Origin of the sequence: Dokdonella fugitiva (assembly GCF_014138265.1) — a bacterium.
Lineage (GTDB): Bacteria > Pseudomonadota > Gammaproteobacteria > Xanthomonadales > Rhodanobacteraceae > Dokdonella_A > Dokdonella_A fugitiva_A.
Map to the genome: position 1 here is coordinate 278,087 of NZ_JACGXL010000005.1, position 15,804 is coordinate 293,890.

15 protein-coding genes and 1 pseudogene are annotated in these 15,804 nt (G+C 71.3%); 11 read left to right on the forward strand and 5 right to left on the reverse strand.

The annotated features are described in order from the left end of the window. Nucleotides 1–34: 34 nt before the first annotated feature. Nucleotides 35–1,390, reverse strand: a complete 1,356-nt coding sequence (locus FHW12_RS15940; RefSeq protein WP_182532028.1) for an MATE family efflux transporter — start codon at nucleotides 1,388–1,390, stop codon at nucleotides 35–37. Between the two features lie 294 nt (nucleotides 1,391–1,684). On the opposite strand from FHW12_RS15940, the gene FHW12_RS15945 reads away from it, so the two are divergent. Beyond that, nucleotides 1,685–2,842, forward strand: a complete 1,158-nt coding sequence (locus FHW12_RS15945) for a class I SAM-dependent methyltransferase (RefSeq protein WP_182532029.1) — start codon at nucleotides 1,685–1,687, stop codon at nucleotides 2,840–2,842. Here the strand turns inward: FHW12_RS15945 and FHW12_RS15950 are convergent. Beyond that, on the reverse strand, nucleotides 2,839–3,537 hold the full coding sequence (locus FHW12_RS15950) for a hypothetical protein (protein ID WP_182532030.1): 699 nt from the start codon (nucleotides 3,535–3,537) through the stop codon (nucleotides 2,839–2,841). The two genes, FHW12_RS15945 and FHW12_RS15950, sit on opposite strands and share 4 nt — an antisense overlap. An 81-nt stretch (nucleotides 3,538–3,618) precedes the next feature. Here FHW12_RS15950 and FHW12_RS15955 point away from each other — a divergent pair, with 81 nt between their 5' ends. From FHW12_RS15955 to FHW12_RS15970, 4 genes and pseudogenes are all read left to right on the forward strand, one after another. Further along, nucleotides 3,619–4,194, forward strand: coding sequence for a TetR/AcrR family transcriptional regulator (locus FHW12_RS15955; protein WP_182532031.1), 576 nt, complete (start codon nucleotides 3,619–3,621; stop codon nucleotides 4,192–4,194). Nucleotides 4,195–4,251: 57 nt separating this feature from the next. Continuing rightward, nucleotides 4,252–5,901: pseudogene (gene abc-f / locus FHW12_RS15960) on the forward strand (ribosomal protection-like ABC-F family protein); the annotation flags it as partial. Between the two features lie 327 nt (nucleotides 5,902–6,228). Then, nucleotides 6,229–6,669 (forward strand): hypothetical protein, encoded by a 441-nt coding sequence (locus FHW12_RS15965; RefSeq protein ID WP_182532033.1) that lies wholly within the window; start codon nucleotides 6,229–6,231, stop codon nucleotides 6,667–6,669. A gap of 45 nt (nucleotides 6,670–6,714) precedes the next feature. Beyond that, complete coding sequence (locus tag FHW12_RS15970) at nucleotides 6,715–7,206, forward strand: hypothetical protein (protein WP_182532034.1); 492 nt, start codon at nucleotides 6,715–6,717, stop codon at nucleotides 7,204–7,206. 6 nt (nucleotides 7,207–7,212) lie between these two features. Here the strand turns inward: FHW12_RS15970 and FHW12_RS15975 are convergent, their stop codons facing one another. After that, nucleotides 7,213–8,028 (reverse strand): transglutaminase-like domain-containing protein, encoded by an 816-nt coding sequence (locus FHW12_RS15975; protein ID WP_182532035.1) that lies wholly within the window; start codon nucleotides 8,026–8,028, stop codon nucleotides 7,213–7,215. 254 nt (nucleotides 8,029–8,282) lie between these two features. Here FHW12_RS15975 and FHW12_RS15980 point away from each other — a divergent pair, with 254 nt between their 5' ends. From FHW12_RS15980 to FHW12_RS15990, 3 genes are read left to right on the forward strand one after another with little or no spacing between them, the layout of a single operon-like run. Beyond that, nucleotides 8,283–8,669 carry a YajD family HNH nuclease gene (locus FHW12_RS15980; RefSeq protein ID WP_182532036.1) on the forward strand — a complete coding sequence of 129 codons (387 nt, stop codon included), beginning with the start codon at nucleotides 8,283–8,285 and terminating at the stop codon, nucleotides 8,667–8,669. Between the two features lie 22 nt (nucleotides 8,670–8,691). Continuing rightward, nucleotides 8,692–9,756, forward strand: coding sequence for a class I SAM-dependent methyltransferase (locus FHW12_RS15985; protein ID WP_182532037.1), 1,065 nt, complete (start codon nucleotides 8,692–8,694; stop codon nucleotides 9,754–9,756). Beyond that, a complete protein-coding gene (locus FHW12_RS15990; protein ID WP_182532038.1) occupies nucleotides 9,753–10,466 on the forward strand; it encodes a pseudouridine synthase in 714 nt (237 codons plus the stop codon). Before FHW12_RS15985 ends, FHW12_RS15990 begins: the two co-directional genes overlap by 4 nt. Nucleotides 10,467–10,662: 196 nt before the next feature. On the opposite strand, the gene FHW12_RS15995 is transcribed toward FHW12_RS15990, so the two are convergent. Continuing rightward, the gene (locus FHW12_RS15995) at nucleotides 10,663–12,141 is read right to left on the reverse strand and encodes a PLP-dependent aminotransferase family protein (protein WP_182532039.1); all 1,479 of its coding nucleotides are present in this window, start codon (nucleotides 12,139–12,141) and stop codon (nucleotides 10,663–10,665) included. Nucleotides 12,142–12,226: 85 nt separating this feature from the next. On the opposite strand from FHW12_RS15995, the gene FHW12_RS16000 reads away from it, so the two are divergent. Continuing rightward, complete coding sequence (locus FHW12_RS16000) at nucleotides 12,227–13,033, forward strand: MBL fold metallo-hydrolase (RefSeq protein ID WP_182532040.1); 807 nt, start codon at nucleotides 12,227–12,229, stop codon at nucleotides 13,031–13,033. 10 nt (nucleotides 13,034–13,043) lie between these two features. Further along, nucleotides 13,044–13,520, forward strand: coding sequence for a cupin domain-containing protein (locus FHW12_RS16005; protein ID WP_310735262.1), 477 nt, complete (start codon nucleotides 13,044–13,046; stop codon nucleotides 13,518–13,520). A gap of 1 nt (nucleotide 13,521) precedes the next feature. Here the strand turns inward: FHW12_RS16005 and FHW12_RS16010 are convergent, their stop codons facing one another. Beyond that, nucleotides 13,522–14,373, reverse strand: a complete 852-nt coding sequence (locus tag FHW12_RS16010; RefSeq protein WP_182532041.1) for an NAD(P)H-binding protein — start codon at nucleotides 14,371–14,373, stop codon at nucleotides 13,522–13,524. 143 nt (nucleotides 14,374–14,516) lie between these two features. On the opposite strand from FHW12_RS16010, the gene FHW12_RS16015 reads away from it, so the two are divergent. Then, nucleotides 14,517–15,467 (forward strand): AraC family transcriptional regulator, encoded by a 951-nt coding sequence (locus FHW12_RS16015; protein ID WP_182532042.1) that lies wholly within the window; start codon nucleotides 14,517–14,519, stop codon nucleotides 15,465–15,467. The last annotated feature ends 337 nt before the right edge of the window (nucleotides 15,468–15,804 follow it).

The window sequence follows — 15,804 nt, forward strand, 5'->3', positions numbered from 1 at the left end:
CGACGGGCGGCCTTCGGCCGCCCGTCGTGGTGCGTCACGCCGGCGTCGGCACCACCTCGCGCGTGCGCCGGCCGATGTCGCGCAGGAGCAGCGTGATGATGAGGATCGCCTGCAAGGTCACCGTCGCGACCGACACGTACCACACCTCGTGCAGTTCGAAGCCGGGTCGCGTCGACAGCCAGTAGGCGACGCTCGCGAACACGGTGACGCGCGTGGCCGTGCAGTAGAGCGGCGGCAAGGTGTGGCCGAGCGCCTGGAACATGCCGGCGCAGGTGAAGATCAGTCCCTGCGCGACGAAGTTCCACGAGATGATGCGCAGGAACTCGCTGCCGATGCGCACGACCTCGGCGTCCTTCGTGAAGAAGCCGACGAGCAGGTCCGGGCGCCAGTGGCAGAACAGCGTGAGCACGGCCATGATCACGCTGCCGATCAGCGCGGCCTTGTCGAACGTCTCGCGCACGCGCGGCAGCAGGCGCGCGCCCGCGTTCTGGCCGGCGAGCGGCGCGACCGCGAAGGCGACCGCCATCGCCGGCAGGAAGATCGCCTGCATCACGCGCGAACCGACGCCGAAGCCCGCCTGCGCGGCCGGCCCGAACGGTCGGATGATGAGGTAGACGAGGGCGAGGAACAGGAACATCAGCGCGAACTCGCCGCCCGGCGGCACGCCGATCTTGAGGATGCGCTTCCAGGTCGCCGGATCGGGCCGCAGCAGCGCCGCGTCGACGCCGACGTATTTCTCGAGGCGCGCGAAGTACGCGACCATCATCACGACGCCGACCGCGATCGCCAGCGAGGTCGCGAGACCCGCGCCGGCGATGCCGAGCGGCTTGCCGGTGCCCCAGCCCGCGATGAGGACGGGCGCGAGGATCGCGTTCAGCACGACCGTCGCGACCTGCACGACCATGCCCGGCTTGGCGAGGCCGGTGCCGCGCAGCGCCGAGCCCATCGCGATCAGCGCGAACTGCAGCGCGAGCCCGGGCAGGAACCAGTGCAGATAGGTCGTGCCCTGCGCGGCGGTCTCGGCGTCCGCGCCGAGCGCGCGCGCGTACGTGCCGGCGAGCGCGTAGCCGCCGGCGAGCGTGATCGCGGCGAACAGCGCCGCGAGCAGCAGGCTCTGGTTGAACACGAGGTTCGCGTCGGCCTGGTTCTTCGCGCCGACCGCGCGCGCGATCAGCGCCATCGCGCCGACGCCGAGCACCTGGGTCAGCCCCATGATGAAGAACTGCAGGTTGCCGGCGGTCGCGACGCCGGCGATCGCGGCGTCGCCGAGTTGCGCGACGAAGTAGAGGTCGACCAGCACGTACAGCGTCTGGAACAGCATGCCGATCGCGATCGGTACCGCGAGTGCGACGAGATGGCGCGTGATCGAGCCTTGCGTCAGGTCCTTCATGGCGGCGTTCCCGTGGAAGAGGGCGGCGCATTCTGCGCCGTCCGCGACCGCCTGTCGCGACTCGTTCGGCGCGCCGCATGGCGGTACAATGTCGACGAGGGGATCGCTCTCGCCGAGCGAATTCCGCCCGCTGGAACGGGGGCCGGATACCGCGATGACGCTGCCCTCGACCGCGCACGGACTCCGTCGCCGGGCGCAAGCAGCCGCAGCGCGATCGCTGCAGCGAAGGCCCCCGCGCGATCGCCGCGACAGTGCGAGACGCGCCATCCGTTTCTGCTTGTCGTGGAGTCCCGAGTGCCGGATCGCAACGAATCGTCGCTGTACGCCCAAGTGTCGGCGATGTGCGCGGACGCGCGCTGCCTGCGCGCGGTGCTCGCCCAGGCGCAGGGCCTGCCGGCACGGGCGCCGTTCGAGGCGCGCATCCACCCGCGCGACCAGATGCTGCTGCATTCGCTGCGCGAGCATCGCGACGCGGGCGCGGCGTTCAGCCAGTACTTCGCGATCGCGTTGCAGCAATACGCAGCGGCGAACGAGGTGGTGCGAGCCGTGTTCGGCGACGCCCGCGACCTGCGCGTGCTCGATTTCGCCTGCGGCTACGGTCGGTTGCTGCGCTTCCTCGGCCTCGCGTTGCCGCGCGGCCAGCTGTGGGCGTCGGAGTTGCAGGAGGACGCACTCGCGTTCGTCGCCGACGCGTTCGGCGTGCCCACGATCGCGTCGCACGCGGATCCGGCGCGGTTCGATCCGGCACAGCGTTTCGACGTGATCTGGGTCGCCTCGCTGTTCTCGCACCTGCCCGACGCGCTGTTCGACGCCTGGATGCGCCGGCTGTACGGCCTGCTGACGCCGCGCGGCGTGATCTGCTTCAGCGTGCGCGACGTCGCGTTGCTGCCGCACGGCGTCGCCGCGCCCGTCTCCGGCCTGGCCTATTCGGGCGCGAGCGAGAACGCGGACCTCGGCGCCGACATTTACGGTACGACCTACGCGGACGAAGCACGCGTGCGCCGCGCGGTGCACGCCGCGGCCGGCGGCGAGCGTCCGCTGCATCGGCTGCGGCGCGCGCTCGCGAACGAGCAGGATCTCTACGTCGCCGCCGCCGATCCCGCGCGCGACCTGTCCGTGCTGGCCGGCTTCCGGCGCGGCGCCTGGGGCTGGCTCGACCGGCGCGAACTGCGCGACGGCCGGCTGGAGCTCGAAGGCTGGGCCGCGTCGCTCGACGACGGCGCGGTCGCGGCGGTCGAGCTCGAGATCGACGGCCGCGTGCACGCGTGCACGACCGGAATCGAACGTCCCGACGTCGCCGCCGCGTTCGGCGACGCGCGCCTCGGCCGCGCCGGCTGGCGGTTCGAGACCACGCTCGGCGCGCGCGTCACGCAGGCATTCGTCGTCGCCAGCGCGCGTTCGCTCACCGGCGAACGCGCGTTGCTGTACGTGGGCACCGTGGGCGCCGCCTAGGCGACGGGGTGCGCCGCCGCGGACAGGCGTCCGCGCAGCAACTGCACGCCGAGCGCGACGTTCCATGCGCTCGCGCAGAGAACCGCGAGCAGCATCCCGCGCACGTCGAGCGTGAGCCAGCCGCCGAGTAGCGCGAGCGCGAGGGCGCCGCCGACGAGCACGCCGCTCGCGCCGAGCAGGCGCTGGGTGCGCGTGCGCAGGATCGCGAGCGACCACAGCACGATCGCGATCGCGCGCGCGACCTCGCCGAGGTCGGCGAGCGACTGGTTCATCGCCCAGCCGAAGTGCAGCAGCGCGCGCAGCTGTTCGAGCGCGACCGTGTCGGCGCCCGCGTAGTGTGCGGCGACGCGACCGACCGCGAAGCCGTTGATCGTCGCCGCGCCGATGCCCGCAGCCGTACCGATCGCATAGGCGACGAGCGCCGCGCGTACGAGCGGGCGGCCGGCGCCGAACACGCGCGAGAATTCCGCGAAGCCGAACAACAGTGCCGCGAGCAGCGCGATCAATGCGCCGTGCACGACGCGGTTGAGCGCACCGACGCGCGCGACCTGCTCGACGAACACCGCCATGTCGCGCGTCGATCCCGACGGGTGGTGTGCCATCATCAGCAGCGCGAGCAGCGAGGCGGCGACGATGATTGCGCCGGCGGTACGCATGTCGGAGAAGGGAAGCGCGGAAGGGGAGCGTTCGGTCATGGCATCGTCCTGGAAGTCGGGCTGCGCGGAGCTTAGCGGCAGGCGTGGCTCGTGCGGCGACGCGCGGACGCGATTCCGGACATGTCGGCGCGATCGTCCGGAAACGGCAGCGTCGCGATGACCGGCGAGCGCGGCGCGGCACGCGAGGACGCACGCCGGCGGCGCACGCGCAAGGCGTTGCAGCAGGCGTTCATCGCACTGTTCTTCGAGCGCGGTTTCGACGAGATCGGTGTCGCCGACGTCGCCGCGCGCGCAGGCGTCGGTCGTTCGACCTTGTACGAGCACTACCGCGGCAAGGACGAATTGCTGCTCGACACCGTGCGCTATCCGTTCGACCGGCTCGCCGTCGTCGTCGAAGCGGACCCCGCGGCGGCGGACGTCGTCGCGGCCTTGCGCCACTTCTGGGACAACCGCGCGAACGCGCGCGCGCTGCGGCGCGATTCGTCGCGGCGCGCGCTCGCGCGCGTGTACGCCCGGCTCGTCGCCGCACGCCTGGCGAAGCGGGCCGACGCCGGTGCGGCGACCGCGCGCACGGCGGCGCTCATCGCGCAAGCCCAGCTCGGCGTGCTGCTCGGCTGGCTCGCGGGCGACATCGACGCGACGCCCGAGCAACTCGCCGGCGCGCTCGTGCGGATGGTCCGCGGCTTGTCCGGATGATGCCGGGAAGGCGCGCGTCGGCTACACTATGCGGCTCCGCGATACCTTTCGAACCCCATGATCGCTCTGAAGAATTTCGCCCTGCGACGCGGCGAACGCCTGCTCCTGTCCGACGTCGACATCGCCCTGCACGCGGGCGCGAAGGTCGGCGTGGTCGGCCGCAACGGCTGCGGCAAGTCGAGCCTGTTCGCCGTGGTGATGGGCGAAATCGAGCCCGACAAGGGCGACATCGACCTGCCGAACCGCCTGCGTATCGCCAGCGTCGCGCAGGAAACGCCTTCGCTGCCCGATCCCGCGATCGATTTCGTCGTCTCCGGCGACACCGAAGTGCACGCGGTGCTCGAGGCGGAACGCGCCGCGACCGCGGCCGAGGACTGGGACGCGGTCGCCGCCGCGCACCAGAAGCTCGCCGAGATCAACGGCTACGACGCCGAGGCGCGCGCAGGCCGCCTGCTGCACGGCCTCGGCTTCAAGCCGGACACGCACCGCATGGCGGTGGCCGAGTTCTCCGGCGGCTGGCGCGTGCGCCTCAACCTCGCGCGCGCGCTGATGATGCCGTCGGACCTGCTGCTGCTCGACGAGCCGACCAACCACCTCGACCTCGACGCGGTGCTCTGGCTCGAGCAGTGGCTGCAGAAGTATCCGGGCATGCTGCTCATGATCTCGCACGACCGCGAGTTCCTCGACGGCCTGTGCACGCACACGCTGCACCTGCACGAGCAGCGCGCGAAGCTCTACAGCGGCGACTACACCAGCTTCGAGCACCAGCGCGCCGAGCACCTGCGCCTGCAGCAGATCGCGTTCGAGAAGGAGCAGGCGGAGCGCGCGCACCTCGAGGCGTTCATCGCGCGCTTCAAGGCGAAGGCGAGCAAGGCGAAGCAGGCGCAGTCGCGCGTCAAGCGCCTGGCCAAGCTCAGCGGCACCGAAGCGGTGCGCGCCGAGCGGCAGATCCGCATCAACTTCCCCGAACCGGTCAAGCTGCCGCACTCGCTGCTGCGTCTCAACCACGTCGACGCGGGCTACACGCTCAAGGGCAGCGCGCACGCGGGGCCGTCGGACCACGCGATCGTCGAGGACCACGGCCACGCGGTCATCGTCAAGAACGTCAAGTTCGGGCTCGAGGCCGGCGACCGCATCGGCCTGCTCGGTCCGAACGGCGCGGGCAAGTCGACGCTCGTGAAGACACTCGTCGGCGAACTGCCGCTGCTCTCGGGCGAACGCACCGCCCACCCCGACCTCGTACTCGGGTACTTCGCCCAGCACACGGTCGAGTCGCTGCACGAGGGGCAGACGCCGATCGACCACCTGCGCGAGATCGCGCCGGGCGTGTCGACGCAGGACTTCCGCGACTACCTCGGCCGCTGGAACTTCCCGGGCGACCGCGCGTTCGAGGTCATCGACGGCTTCTCCGGCGGCGAGCGCGCACGCCTCGCGCTCGCGCTGATCGCGTGGCGCAAGCCGAACGTGCTGCTGCTCGACGAACCGACCAACCACCTCGACCTCGAGATGCGCGAAGCACTCGCCGAGGCGCTCAGCGACTTCGACGGCGCGATCGTGCTCGTCTCGCACGACCGCCACCTGACCGGCCTCGTCTGCGACACCTTCTGGCGCGTCGCCGACGGCAAGGTCGAGGAGTTCAAGGGCGACCTCGACGAGTACGCCGCGTGGCTGCGCGCGCGCGGCTCGGGCGGCGGCACGCCAGAGCAAGGCAAGGGCAAGCGCGCGGCGTGACGGCAGGGCGGCACGCGCATCGCGCGTGTCGCCGCACTCGGCATCGTTACGGCGCCGCAACCTGGATCAAGCCGCGCTGGCGACGGATCCGGCGCTGCGCCTTGATCCGCCTACGCGCCTTCTTTCTGTGGGAGCGCCGGAAGTCGCGATGCTTTTGGACCGAGGGCTGAAGAGCATCGCGGCTTCCGCCGCTCCCACGACGAAGCTCGCGCATCGGCGGCAACCCCGCGTGCTGCGCACCCGCGTTGCATCCTTCCGTGGTCACCGGCGCGCCGCGCCGCCACCGACGAACGGAGATCCGCGATGGCCTGCTTCCCGAAGATCGACCAACCCTGTCCGCTCGGCATCGATGCGCAGCGACGCATCGCCGGCTTCTGCGGTCATTGCAGCAAGGCGGTGCACGGACTCGACGCGATGAGCGACGCCGAGCGCATCGCGTTCGTGCGCAACGCGCCGGGCCCGATCTGCGTGTCCTATCGCGTGCGCCGCGGCGTCGCGCTCGGCCTCGGTGCCGCCCTCGCGATATCGGTGGCCGTGCCGGGCCAGGCCGATCCGGTCGGCACCGAGATCCAGGCGAGCGTCGCCGCGGGCGTCGCGACGACCGCACCGCCGCCGCCGCCGCCGCCGGAACCGCAGGTGCTGCTCATGGGGGGCGTCAGCGATCCGAAGTCGGTCGCGATGGTCGACGACGAGGACGACGACGTGCCGGAACTGCCGATCGTGCACGAGGCTGGCGCGCGCTGATGCGCTTGCCGTAACCTGTCGGCGACACCCTCGCGAGGAGGACGCATGGCCTGCTTCCCGAAGATCGACCAGCCCTGTCCACTCGGCATCGACGAGCAGCGGCGCATCGCAGGCTACTGTGGTCGTTGCAGCAAGGCGGTCCATTCGCTCGACGGCATGAGCGATGCGGAGCGGGTCTCGTTCGTGCGTGCGGCGAAGGGGCCCATGTGCGTCACCTATCGAGCCGCGGGCCGTGGTGCCGCCATCGGACTCGGGGCGGCGCTTGCGCTGTCGGCGCCGGCGGCGCAGTCGCAAGACACGTTGCCCTATGCACCGCAGGTGCAATCCCAACCGACGCAGCCGACGCCGCCGCCACCCGGCATCTACGGCTATCCGTCGTCCGCGCAGGAACACGTCGACCTGTCCGACCAGAAGATCGAATCGATCACCATCACGGGCGGCGTCAGCGACCCCGCGACCGTGGAGTTCGTCGACGCGAGCGACGCATTGCCCGAGCTGCCGCTCGTCCACGAAGCGGATCCCGCCGCACCGCGCTGAGGTGCGTCAGCCGGCGTCCTTGACGACGCCGGCTGCTCCGACGATGTGCATGCGCGCGATCGTCTGCATCTCGCCGCGGAAACCGTCCGGCGTGCCGTCTCCGATGCTGATCGCGATATGGCTCGCGTCGAACTTGCCGAGCGCGGCATCGTAGCTCTTCCAGCGCCGCCCATCCCACGCCTGCACCCACATGTGCGGGCTGAACGCGTGTCGTTCGCCGAGGAAGTGGCTCGCGTACGAAACGCCCGCGACGACGCGCGTCGGGATGTGCCGCGCGCGGGCCGCGGCGGCGAGCAGGATCGCGAACTCAGTGCAGTCGCCGCCGCGCGAGATCAGCGCCTCGGTCGCACTCTGGTATTCGCGGAAATCGATCGTGCCGGTCAGCTTGCGCTGCACCGCGAGCACGAGCTGGTTCATCTGCGAATCGACTGTGCCGCCGGTCGCCGCGCGCGCGAACGCGATCACGCGCCGATCGCGGCTCTGCACCCACGCGTTCGGTTCGAGGTAGTGGCGCAGGTCGTCCGCGCTCGGCGGCGTTTCCTCGCCGCACTCGGAGCAGATCGTGAGCTCGGTTGTCGCGCCGTCGTCGCGCACGTGCTGTTCGTACGTCTCCGGCCACGCCCAGGGTGCGCCGAGCATCTGCACGCGGAAGCGGATCGTGCCCGCGCGGGCCGACTCGGGGATGCGGTACGGCGAGGCGACGAGCAACGACCGCAGGCCGCGTTCGATCTCCTCGTTGCTCGGCTTCGGTTCGCCGGCGCCGGCGCCCCACGCGACGAGCAGGGCGCAGCAGAGGAGGGCGGGGCGCAAGGTCGATCGCATGTATGGAATCCAGAGTCGATGGGACGAGCGTGCGCGATGGCACGTGCGATGTCCAACGCGATCACGCGGCTGGCGGGGTCGCGCGGCGCCCGGTGTGCGCGTGGAACACCCGGTGCCGCTCAAGGCCGTCGGGTTCGAGGCACTCGGTGCCGAGCTCGCCGCCGCCGCGCGGCGGTCGTCGCCGCGGTCGCCGCCTGGGGATGCGCGCGGGAGACGCGTTAACATGTGTCTCCCCCACCGCCGCCCCGTCCTGCATGAGCACGCGCAAGCCCGACGACGACAAGCTCGACCGCATCGTCGCCGCGGCGCGCCGCGCGGCGGAGCAGCGCGAACTCGGTTACCGCGAACGCGCGTTGAAGATGTATCCGTGGGTGTGCGGCCGCTGCGGCCGCACGTTCACGCGCGCGAACCTGCAGGAACTGACGGTCCACCATCGCAACCACGACCACGACGACAATCCGGCCGACGGCAGCAACTGGGAGCTGCTCTGCGTGTACTGCCACGACAACGAGCACTCGCGCTACATCGATCACGTGCGCGGGGCCGGCTACGAGACGCCGCCGCCGACTTCGGCCGCTGCGACGTCGAACCCGTTCGCCGACCTCAAGGCGCTGCTCGCGCGCGGAAAGGGCGAGGCCTGATGCCGCCGGCGCACCGCCCCGCATGAGCGCGGTCGACGTCGAGGACGTGCTCGACGCGCTGTTCCTGCCGCTCGCACAGGGGCAGGTCGTGTTGCCCGACCGCGCGCACGCGGCTCACGACGCCGTGTTCCTGCGCGCGCGCACGGGAGCCTGGGTCGCGCGCTGGCGCGACGCATTCTCCTGCGTGCAGACGTTCAAGCCGTTCGCCGACGCGCTCGAGCGCAGTGCTGCGCGGCTCGTCGACGTGGCACCGTCGAGCGCGCCGCTCGTGCTGCTGCTGCCACCGCGCCAGCGCGACGAGGCGCGCGCGCTGTTCGCGCGCGCGGTGCGCATCGCCGCGGGCGGCGGCATCGTCGTCGCGTGCCAGCCGAACAACGAAGGCGCGCGCTCGGGCGCGGCCGATCTCGAACGCCTCGCCGGCGCGGTGCAGGGTGCGTCGCGGCACAAGTGCCGCGTCTACTGGACCGCACCGCTCGACGCGCGCGTCGACGCGGCGCTCGCGGCCGAGTGGGGCGCGCTCGATGCACCGCGACCGATCGCCGACGGTACCTGGTCGAGCCGTCCCGGCCTGTTCGCGTGGGATCGCGTCGACGCCGCGTCCGCGCTGCTCGCCGAACACCTGCCGTCGATCCTCGGTCCGCGCGTCGCCGATCTCGGCGCCGGCTACGGCTACCTCGCCTGCGAAGTCGCGCGGCGTTGCGCCGGGGTGGAAGCGCTCGACCTCTACGAGGCGGAAGCGCGCGCGCGCGAACCCGCCGAAGCGAACCTGCTCGCCGCCCTCACGACGGACCGGCGCGCGATCGCGACCGCGTTCCTCTGGCACGACGTCGCGCGCGGACTGCCGCGACGCTACGACGCGATCGTGAGCAACCCGCCGTTCCACCAGGGCCGCGCCGACGACCCCGGGCTCGGCCGCGCATTCATCGAAGCGGCGGCGGGCGCGCTCGAGCCGCATGGCATGCTGCTGCTCGTCGCCAACCGCCATCTCGCCTACGAGGCGACGCTCGGCGTGCGCTTCGCCGCGGTGCGCACCGTGGTCGAGCGCGACGGTTTCAAGGTCATCGAAGCGAAGGAACCGCGATCGTGAAACTCTTAAAGCTCATCGCCAACCTCGGTTACGGCAGCCGCAAGGAGGTCACGCAGATGTTCCGCGAGGGACGCGTGACCGATGCCGACGGCGAGGTGCTCTACGCCGACGACAAGGTCGAGCACGCGCGCATCCGCCTCGACGGCGAACCGCTCGATCCACCGCCCGGGCTCGTGCTCATGATGCACAAGCCGGTCGGCTACACCTGTTCGACCAAGGACGCGGGCCGCATCGTCTACGACCTGCTGCCGTCGCGCTGGCGCGCGCGCAGTCCCGCACTGTCGACGGTCGGCCGGCTCGATCGCGACACCTCGGGCCTGCTGCTGTGGACCGACGACGGCGCGCTGCTGCACCGGATCATCTCGCCGCGCGCGGCGGTCGTGAAGGTGTACGAGGCGACGCTCGCGCACGACCTGCGCGGCGACGAAGCGGCGTCGTTCGCGAGCGGCACGCTCGTGCTCGAGGCGGAAACGACGCCGCTCGCGCCCGCGAAACTCGAGGCGCTCGGCCCGCGTCGCGCGCGCCTGTCGATCAGCGAAGGGCGCTACCACCAGGTGCGGCGCATGTTCGCCGCGGTCGGCAACCACGTCGACGCCTTGCATCGCAGCGCGATCGGCGGGCTCGTGCTCGATCACCTGCCGGCAGGCGAGTGGCGCGCGCTCGGCGCGGACGACGTCGCGACGGTCTTCGCCGCGCCTGGCGCCAAGTAGCGCGGTACGCGCGAAGCGTGGCGCCGATCAACCCCGGCCTCGAAAGCATCGCGGCTTCCGCCGCTCCCACAGAGAGCACGCTTTTTCATTGTGGGAGCACCGGTCTTCCCAGAAGGCATCGCGACTGAAGTCGCTCCCACAGGAGCGGCCTTCTGTGGGAGCGGCGGAAGCCGCGATGCTCTGCAGCCCTCGGCCCTCAACCTTCAAGCGCCCGCGCGAAACGCTGCAGCGCGGGCGCGATCTCGTCCGCGTCGATGACGCCGTAACCGAACGTGAGCGCGGGTCGCTGCAGCGGTTCGCGCGAGTATTCCCCGGCCGACATCGCGCCGGGCACGTGCACGCGCGCCTTGGCGAACATCGCGTCGGCGAGCACGGGAGCGCGGATGCGTGCGGCGAGATGCAGCCCCGCTTCCGACGGGATCGGTTCGAACCAGTCGCGCAGGTAGCGGTCGAGGCCGTCGAGCAGCGCCTCGCGGCGTTCGGCGTAGATCGGGCGCATGCGGCGCACGTGGCGTGCGAGGTGGCCCTCGCGGATGAATGCCGCGAGCGTCGCCTGCGCGATCGCGTCGCCGTGCGAATCGGTGCAGTGCTTGACCGTGACGAGCGCGTCGCGCGCCCACGCCGGCGCGACCACGAAACCCTTGCGCAGCGCCGGGAACAGGCTCTTCGAGAACGTGCCGATGTAGAACACGAGCGCATCGCGATCGAGCGTCTGCAGCGCGTCGAGCGGGCGGCCGCCGAAGCGGAACTCGCCGTCGTAGTCGTCCTCGAGCACGACCGCGCCGTGCGTGCGCGCGAAGTCGAGCAGGGCGATGCGCCGGCGCATCGACAGCGCGACGCCGGTCGGCGACTGGTGCGACGGCGTCACGCTGACGATCTTCACGTCGGGCGGCAAGCGGTCGACGCACAGGCCTTCGTCGTCGACCGGGATCGAGACGAGCTGTGCGCCGGCCGCGGCCATGGCCGCGCGCACGGGTGGATAGCCGGGTTCCTCGAACGCGACGCGCGTCTTGCCGGGCGTCACGAGCAGGCGCGCGAGGAGGTCGAACGCCTGCTGCGCGCCGGAGGTGACGACGACGCTGTCCGCCTTGCACGCGACCGCGCGCGCGAACGCGACGTGCTGCGCGATCGCCTCGCGCAGTTCCGCGATGCCTTCCGACGGCGGATAGCTGAAGGGCACCTTCGACCACGCGCGCAATGCGTGCGCGGACAGCTTGCGCCAGATCTCGTGCGGGAAATGGCGATGCTCGGGCACGCCGAGGCGGAACGAACGCGGCGGCAGGCCGCGCGGCGACGAACTCGCGAGGAACGGCGTGCGCCAGAGCGGATTGAGGCGCGGATCCTCGAGGCCGAGCGGTAGCGGCCGCGCCTTCGCGGCGCGCCGCGCCGCGACGCTCGCCGCGGCGAGTTCGGCGACGATCGCCTTCGCGCCCGCGCGCGGCACCACGTAACCCTCGGCGATGAGCAGGTCGTACGCGGCGATCACCGTGTTGCGCGCGATCGCGTAGGCGGTCGCGACGCGCCGCGTCGAAGGCAGCTCGGCCCCGGCGCACAGGCGCCGATCGAGGATCGCCGCGCGCAGTTGCTCGTGCAGCTGGCGCATGCGGCCGCCGCTTTCGCCGTCGAGCTGCAGCGGGAACGCGAACGGCGGGCCGACTGGTTCCTGCGAAGTCATTGCGACTGGTCCGATGTGAGAACCAGTGCGAGCGTACGTTATCCGTGCGCCGAATGCTCGCGCCGCTAGCGAAAGGAACCCGACCATGCCCTGCTACATCTGCGAAACCTGCGGTACGCAACACGCCGAAAGCGCGCTGTGGCCGAGCCGTTGCGTGATCTGCGAGGACGAGCGCCAGTACGTAGGCTGGGACGGCCAACGCTGGACCACGCCGGCCGAACTCGCCGCGCGCCACCACCTGCGCGTCGATATCGATGCCGGCCTGCTCGGCGTCGGCATCGCGCCCGATTTCGCGATCCCGCAGCGCGCATTGCTGCTGCCGACCGGCGCCGGCAACCTGCTGTGGGAATGCGTGAGCCTCGTCGACGACGCCGCGCTCGCCGCGCTGCGCGAGCGCGGCGGCGTCGACCGCATCGTGATCTCGCATCCGCACTTCTACTCGGCGATGGTCGACTGGAGCGAAGCGCTCGGCGGCGTCGAGATCCTGCTGCACGAAGCCGATCGCGAATGGGTGCTGCGGTCGTCGCCGCGCATCCGCTGGTGGCGCGGCGACGAACTGCGCCTGTCCGACGACGTCACCCTGATCCGCTGCGGGGGTCATTTCCCGGGCAGCACCGCGCTGCACTGGCAGGACGGCCCGCGCGCGGGCGGCGCGCTGTTCCCCGGCGACGCGTTGCAGGTCGTGATGGATCGCCGCCACGTGACCTTCATGTACAGCTACCCGAACTTCATCCCGATGGCGACCGGCGACGTGCGCGCGATGCGCGATCGCCTCGCGCGCTTCGCGTTCGAGGACGTCTACGGCTACACCTGGGGCCGCAACATCATCGGCGGCGCGCGCGCCGCGGTCGACGCCTCGTTCGAGCGCCACCTGCGCGCGGTCGCGGCGTGAGGCCGCGGTCGTGACGATCGGCATCGAAGCCCTGCGCGATGCGTTGCTCGCGCAGCACGAGCGGCATGCCGACGCGTTGCCGTGGATCGCCTCGCCGACCACCGGCCGCACGTCGAAAATGTTGCGCGTGTTCGGCGAGCGCGGTTTCGCCGAACTGCTGCGCATGGAGCCCGGCGTCGCGATGCCGCTGCACCGGCACGGCGGCGATGTGCACGCGTGGAACCTCGCGGGCGAGCGCCTCCTGCATACCGGCGAACGCATCGTCGCGGGCGGCTACGTGCACGAGCCGCCCGGCACGGTCGACTGGTGGAAGGCGGTCGGCGACGAGCCGCTCGTCGCCCTCGTCATCGTCATGGGCACGGTCGAGTTCCTCGGGCCGGGCGACACCGTGATCGCGCGTGCGACCGCGGCGAGCCGGCTCGCCGACTACGAACGCCATTGCCGCGAAACCGGCATGCGCACGCTCGACCTCGGCGACGGTGATTGACTCAGTCCTTCCACGCGCCCGCGTGCGCGGCCTCGCGCGCGAACGCGTCGAAGTCGCGCGGTGCGCGCCCGAGCGCGCGCTGCACGCCGTCGGCGGGACGCACGTTGCGGCCGTCGAGCACTTCCTCGAACAGGTAGCGCAGGAAACCGATCAGGTCTTCCGGCACCTGCTGCCGGCGCGACTCGGCGACGAACGCGTCGGGCGGCACCGTCGTGTAACGCACCGTGCGCGACGAGGCGAGCGCGATCGCTCGGATCGCCTCGGCGAAACTCAGCGATCGCGGCCCGGTGAGTTCGTACAGCTGGCCGACGTGGCGCGCATCGGTGAGCGCGGCGACCGCGACGTCGGCGATGTCGTCGACGTCGACGAACGGCTCGGCGACGTCGCCGACCGGCAGCGCGAGTTCGCCCGCGAGCACCGCGTCGCGGAAATGGCCTTCGCTGAAGTTCTGCATGAACCAGCTGCAGCGCACGATCGTCCAGTCGGCGCCGGACGCCTGCAGGGCGCGCTCGGCACGCTCCGCTTCTTCCTCGCCGCGACCCGACAGCAGCACGAGGCGACGCGCGCCGGCGGCGAGCGCGACCTCGGCGAACGCGGCGATCGCCTCGGGTGCGCCGGGCACGGCGAGGTCGGGCGAGTAGGCGATGTACGCCGCGCCGGTGCCGGCCAGCGCCGCGGGCCAGCCGGCCGGATCGTTCCAGTCGAACGCGGGTGCGCCGCTGCGCGAACCGATGCGCACCGGCAGGCCGAGCGCGCGCAGGCGATCGGCGACGCGGCGGCCGGTCTTGCCGGAACCCCCGACGACGAGGACGGGTTTCGGGTTGGATGGGGTGGTCGTGACGGCAGGGGTCATGGGACGGGACTCGGAGGCGCGCGGGATTGCGTGGCGTCCACTGTCGGGGATCGGCGGCGTACGAAACATCCCGGAACGTCGCGATCGCTTGCCCGTTCGTCCATGGGCGTGGACGACGCGCGCTGCTGGCGCATACTCGCGCCATGGCCGCGAACGACCCCTGGATCTCGCACGACCCGCTCGGCGAAGCGCTGCACTTCCTGCGCATGAACGGCATGTTCTATTGCCGCTCCGAATTCACCGCACCGTGGGGGCTCGCGCTGCCGGCGATGCCGTCGTGCCTCATGTTCCATGTGGTGACGAGCGGCCGCTGCTGGCTCGAACTCGACGGCGAGCCGCCGCAGGCGCTGCAGCCGGGCGACTTCGCGCTCGTCGCGCACGGCGCCGGCCATCGCCTCGTGCACGAACCCGGCGCCGACTGCGCAGGCTTGTTCGATCTGCCGCGCGCCGAAGTCGGCGAACGCTACGAGGTGCTGCGCCACGGCGGCGACGGCAAGCCGACCCAGCTCATCTGCGGCGCCGTGCGGTTCGAGCAGCCGGCGGCGCGCCAGCTGGTCGCGCTGCTGCCGCGCTCGATCGTGATCGAAGCGGCGCAATTGCCGCAGCGGCAGTGGATGCAGGACACGTTGCGCTTCATGGCCGACGAGGCGGGCCAGCTGCGTCCCGGCGGCGAGACGATCGTCACGCGCCTCGCCGACATCCTCGTGATCCAGGCGATCCGCGCATGGATCGAGCGCGACCCGGCCGCGCAGGGCGGCTGGCTCGGCGCATTGCGCGACCGGCAGATCGGCCGCGCGCTCACGCTCGTGCACGCGGACCCGGCGCGCGACTGGTCGCTCGCGACGCTCGCGTCCGCGGCGGCGATGTCGCGCTCGGCGTTCGCGGCGCGCTTCAGTGCGCTGGTCGGCATGCCGGCGATGCAGTACGTCACCCGCTTGCGCATGCACACGGCGATGGCCGAACTGCGCGAGCACGGCCGCAGCGTCGGCGCGCTCGCCGAGCGACTCGGCTACGACTCGGAAGCCGCCTTCAGCCGCGCGTTCAAGCGCCACACTGGCCTGTCGCCCGGGGCGGTCCGCCGCGGCATCGCTTGACCCTGTGGCGCAAGACAAGCGAAAGACTGAAACACGAAGGACACGAAGGACACGAAGAGAAGCCAAAAAGCGGGTGGAAGAAGAGCTTGAAACACGGAGCACACGGAGCACACGGAGAAAGCAAAGCAAGGAAGGGCTCTACTATTTGAAAACTTTTCCTCTGTGTGCTCCGTGTGCTCCGTGTTTCAATCTTTGAATCTCTTGCTCTACTTCGTGTCCTTCGTGTCCTTCGTGTTTCAGTCTTTGGCTCTTCATTTAAAGCCCGGCAGCGCCAGCTGCCCGCGTCCCGCCACAACCCGCCAGCAACGCGCCGCTAGTGCGGCCGCAGCCTTGCCGC

What these genes read in the sequence shown, in the direction of transcription:
- FHW12_RS15985 (WP_182532037.1), top strand. Translation starts at nt 8,692, where the DNA reads ATGAGCGCGGTCGACGTCGAGGACGTGCTCGACGCGCTGTTCCTGCCG.
- FHW12_RS15980 (WP_182532036.1), top strand. Translation starts at nt 8,283, where the DNA reads ATGAGCACGCGCAAGCCCGACGACGACAAGCTCGACCGCATCGTCGCC.
- FHW12_RS15995 (WP_182532039.1), bottom strand. Translation starts at nt 12,141, where the DNA reads ATGACTTCGCAGGAACCAGTCGGCCCGCCGTTCGCGTTCCCGCTGCAG.
- FHW12_RS16000 (WP_182532040.1), top strand. Translation starts at nt 12,227, where the DNA reads ATGCCCTGCTACATCTGCGAAACCTGCGGTACGCAACACGCCGAAAGC.
- FHW12_RS16015 (WP_182532042.1), top strand. Translation starts at nt 14,517, where the DNA reads ATGGCCGCGAACGACCCCTGGATCTCGCACGACCCGCTCGGCGAAGCG.
- FHW12_RS15975 (WP_182532035.1), bottom strand. Translation starts at nt 8,028, where the DNA reads ATGCGATCGACCTTGCGCCCCGCCCTCCTCTGCTGCGCCCTGCTCGTC.
- FHW12_RS15970 (WP_182532034.1), top strand. Translation starts at nt 6,715, where the DNA reads ATGGCCTGCTTCCCGAAGATCGACCAGCCCTGTCCACTCGGCATCGAC.
- FHW12_RS15955 (WP_182532031.1), top strand. Translation starts at nt 3,619, where the DNA reads ATGTCGGCGCGATCGTCCGGAAACGGCAGCGTCGCGATGACCGGCGAG.
- FHW12_RS15950 (WP_182532030.1), bottom strand. Translation starts at nt 3,537, where the DNA reads ATGACCGAACGCTCCCCTTCCGCGCTTCCCTTCTCCGACATGCGTACC.
- FHW12_RS16010 (WP_182532041.1), bottom strand. Translation starts at nt 14,373, where the DNA reads ATGACCCCTGCCGTCACGACCACCCCATCCAACCCGAAACCCGTCCTC.
- FHW12_RS15940 (WP_182532028.1), bottom strand. Translation starts at nt 1,390, where the DNA reads ATGAAGGACCTGACGCAAGGCTCGATCACGCGCCATCTCGTCGCACTC.
- FHW12_RS15965 (WP_182532033.1), top strand. Translation starts at nt 6,229, where the DNA reads ATGGCCTGCTTCCCGAAGATCGACCAACCCTGTCCGCTCGGCATCGAT.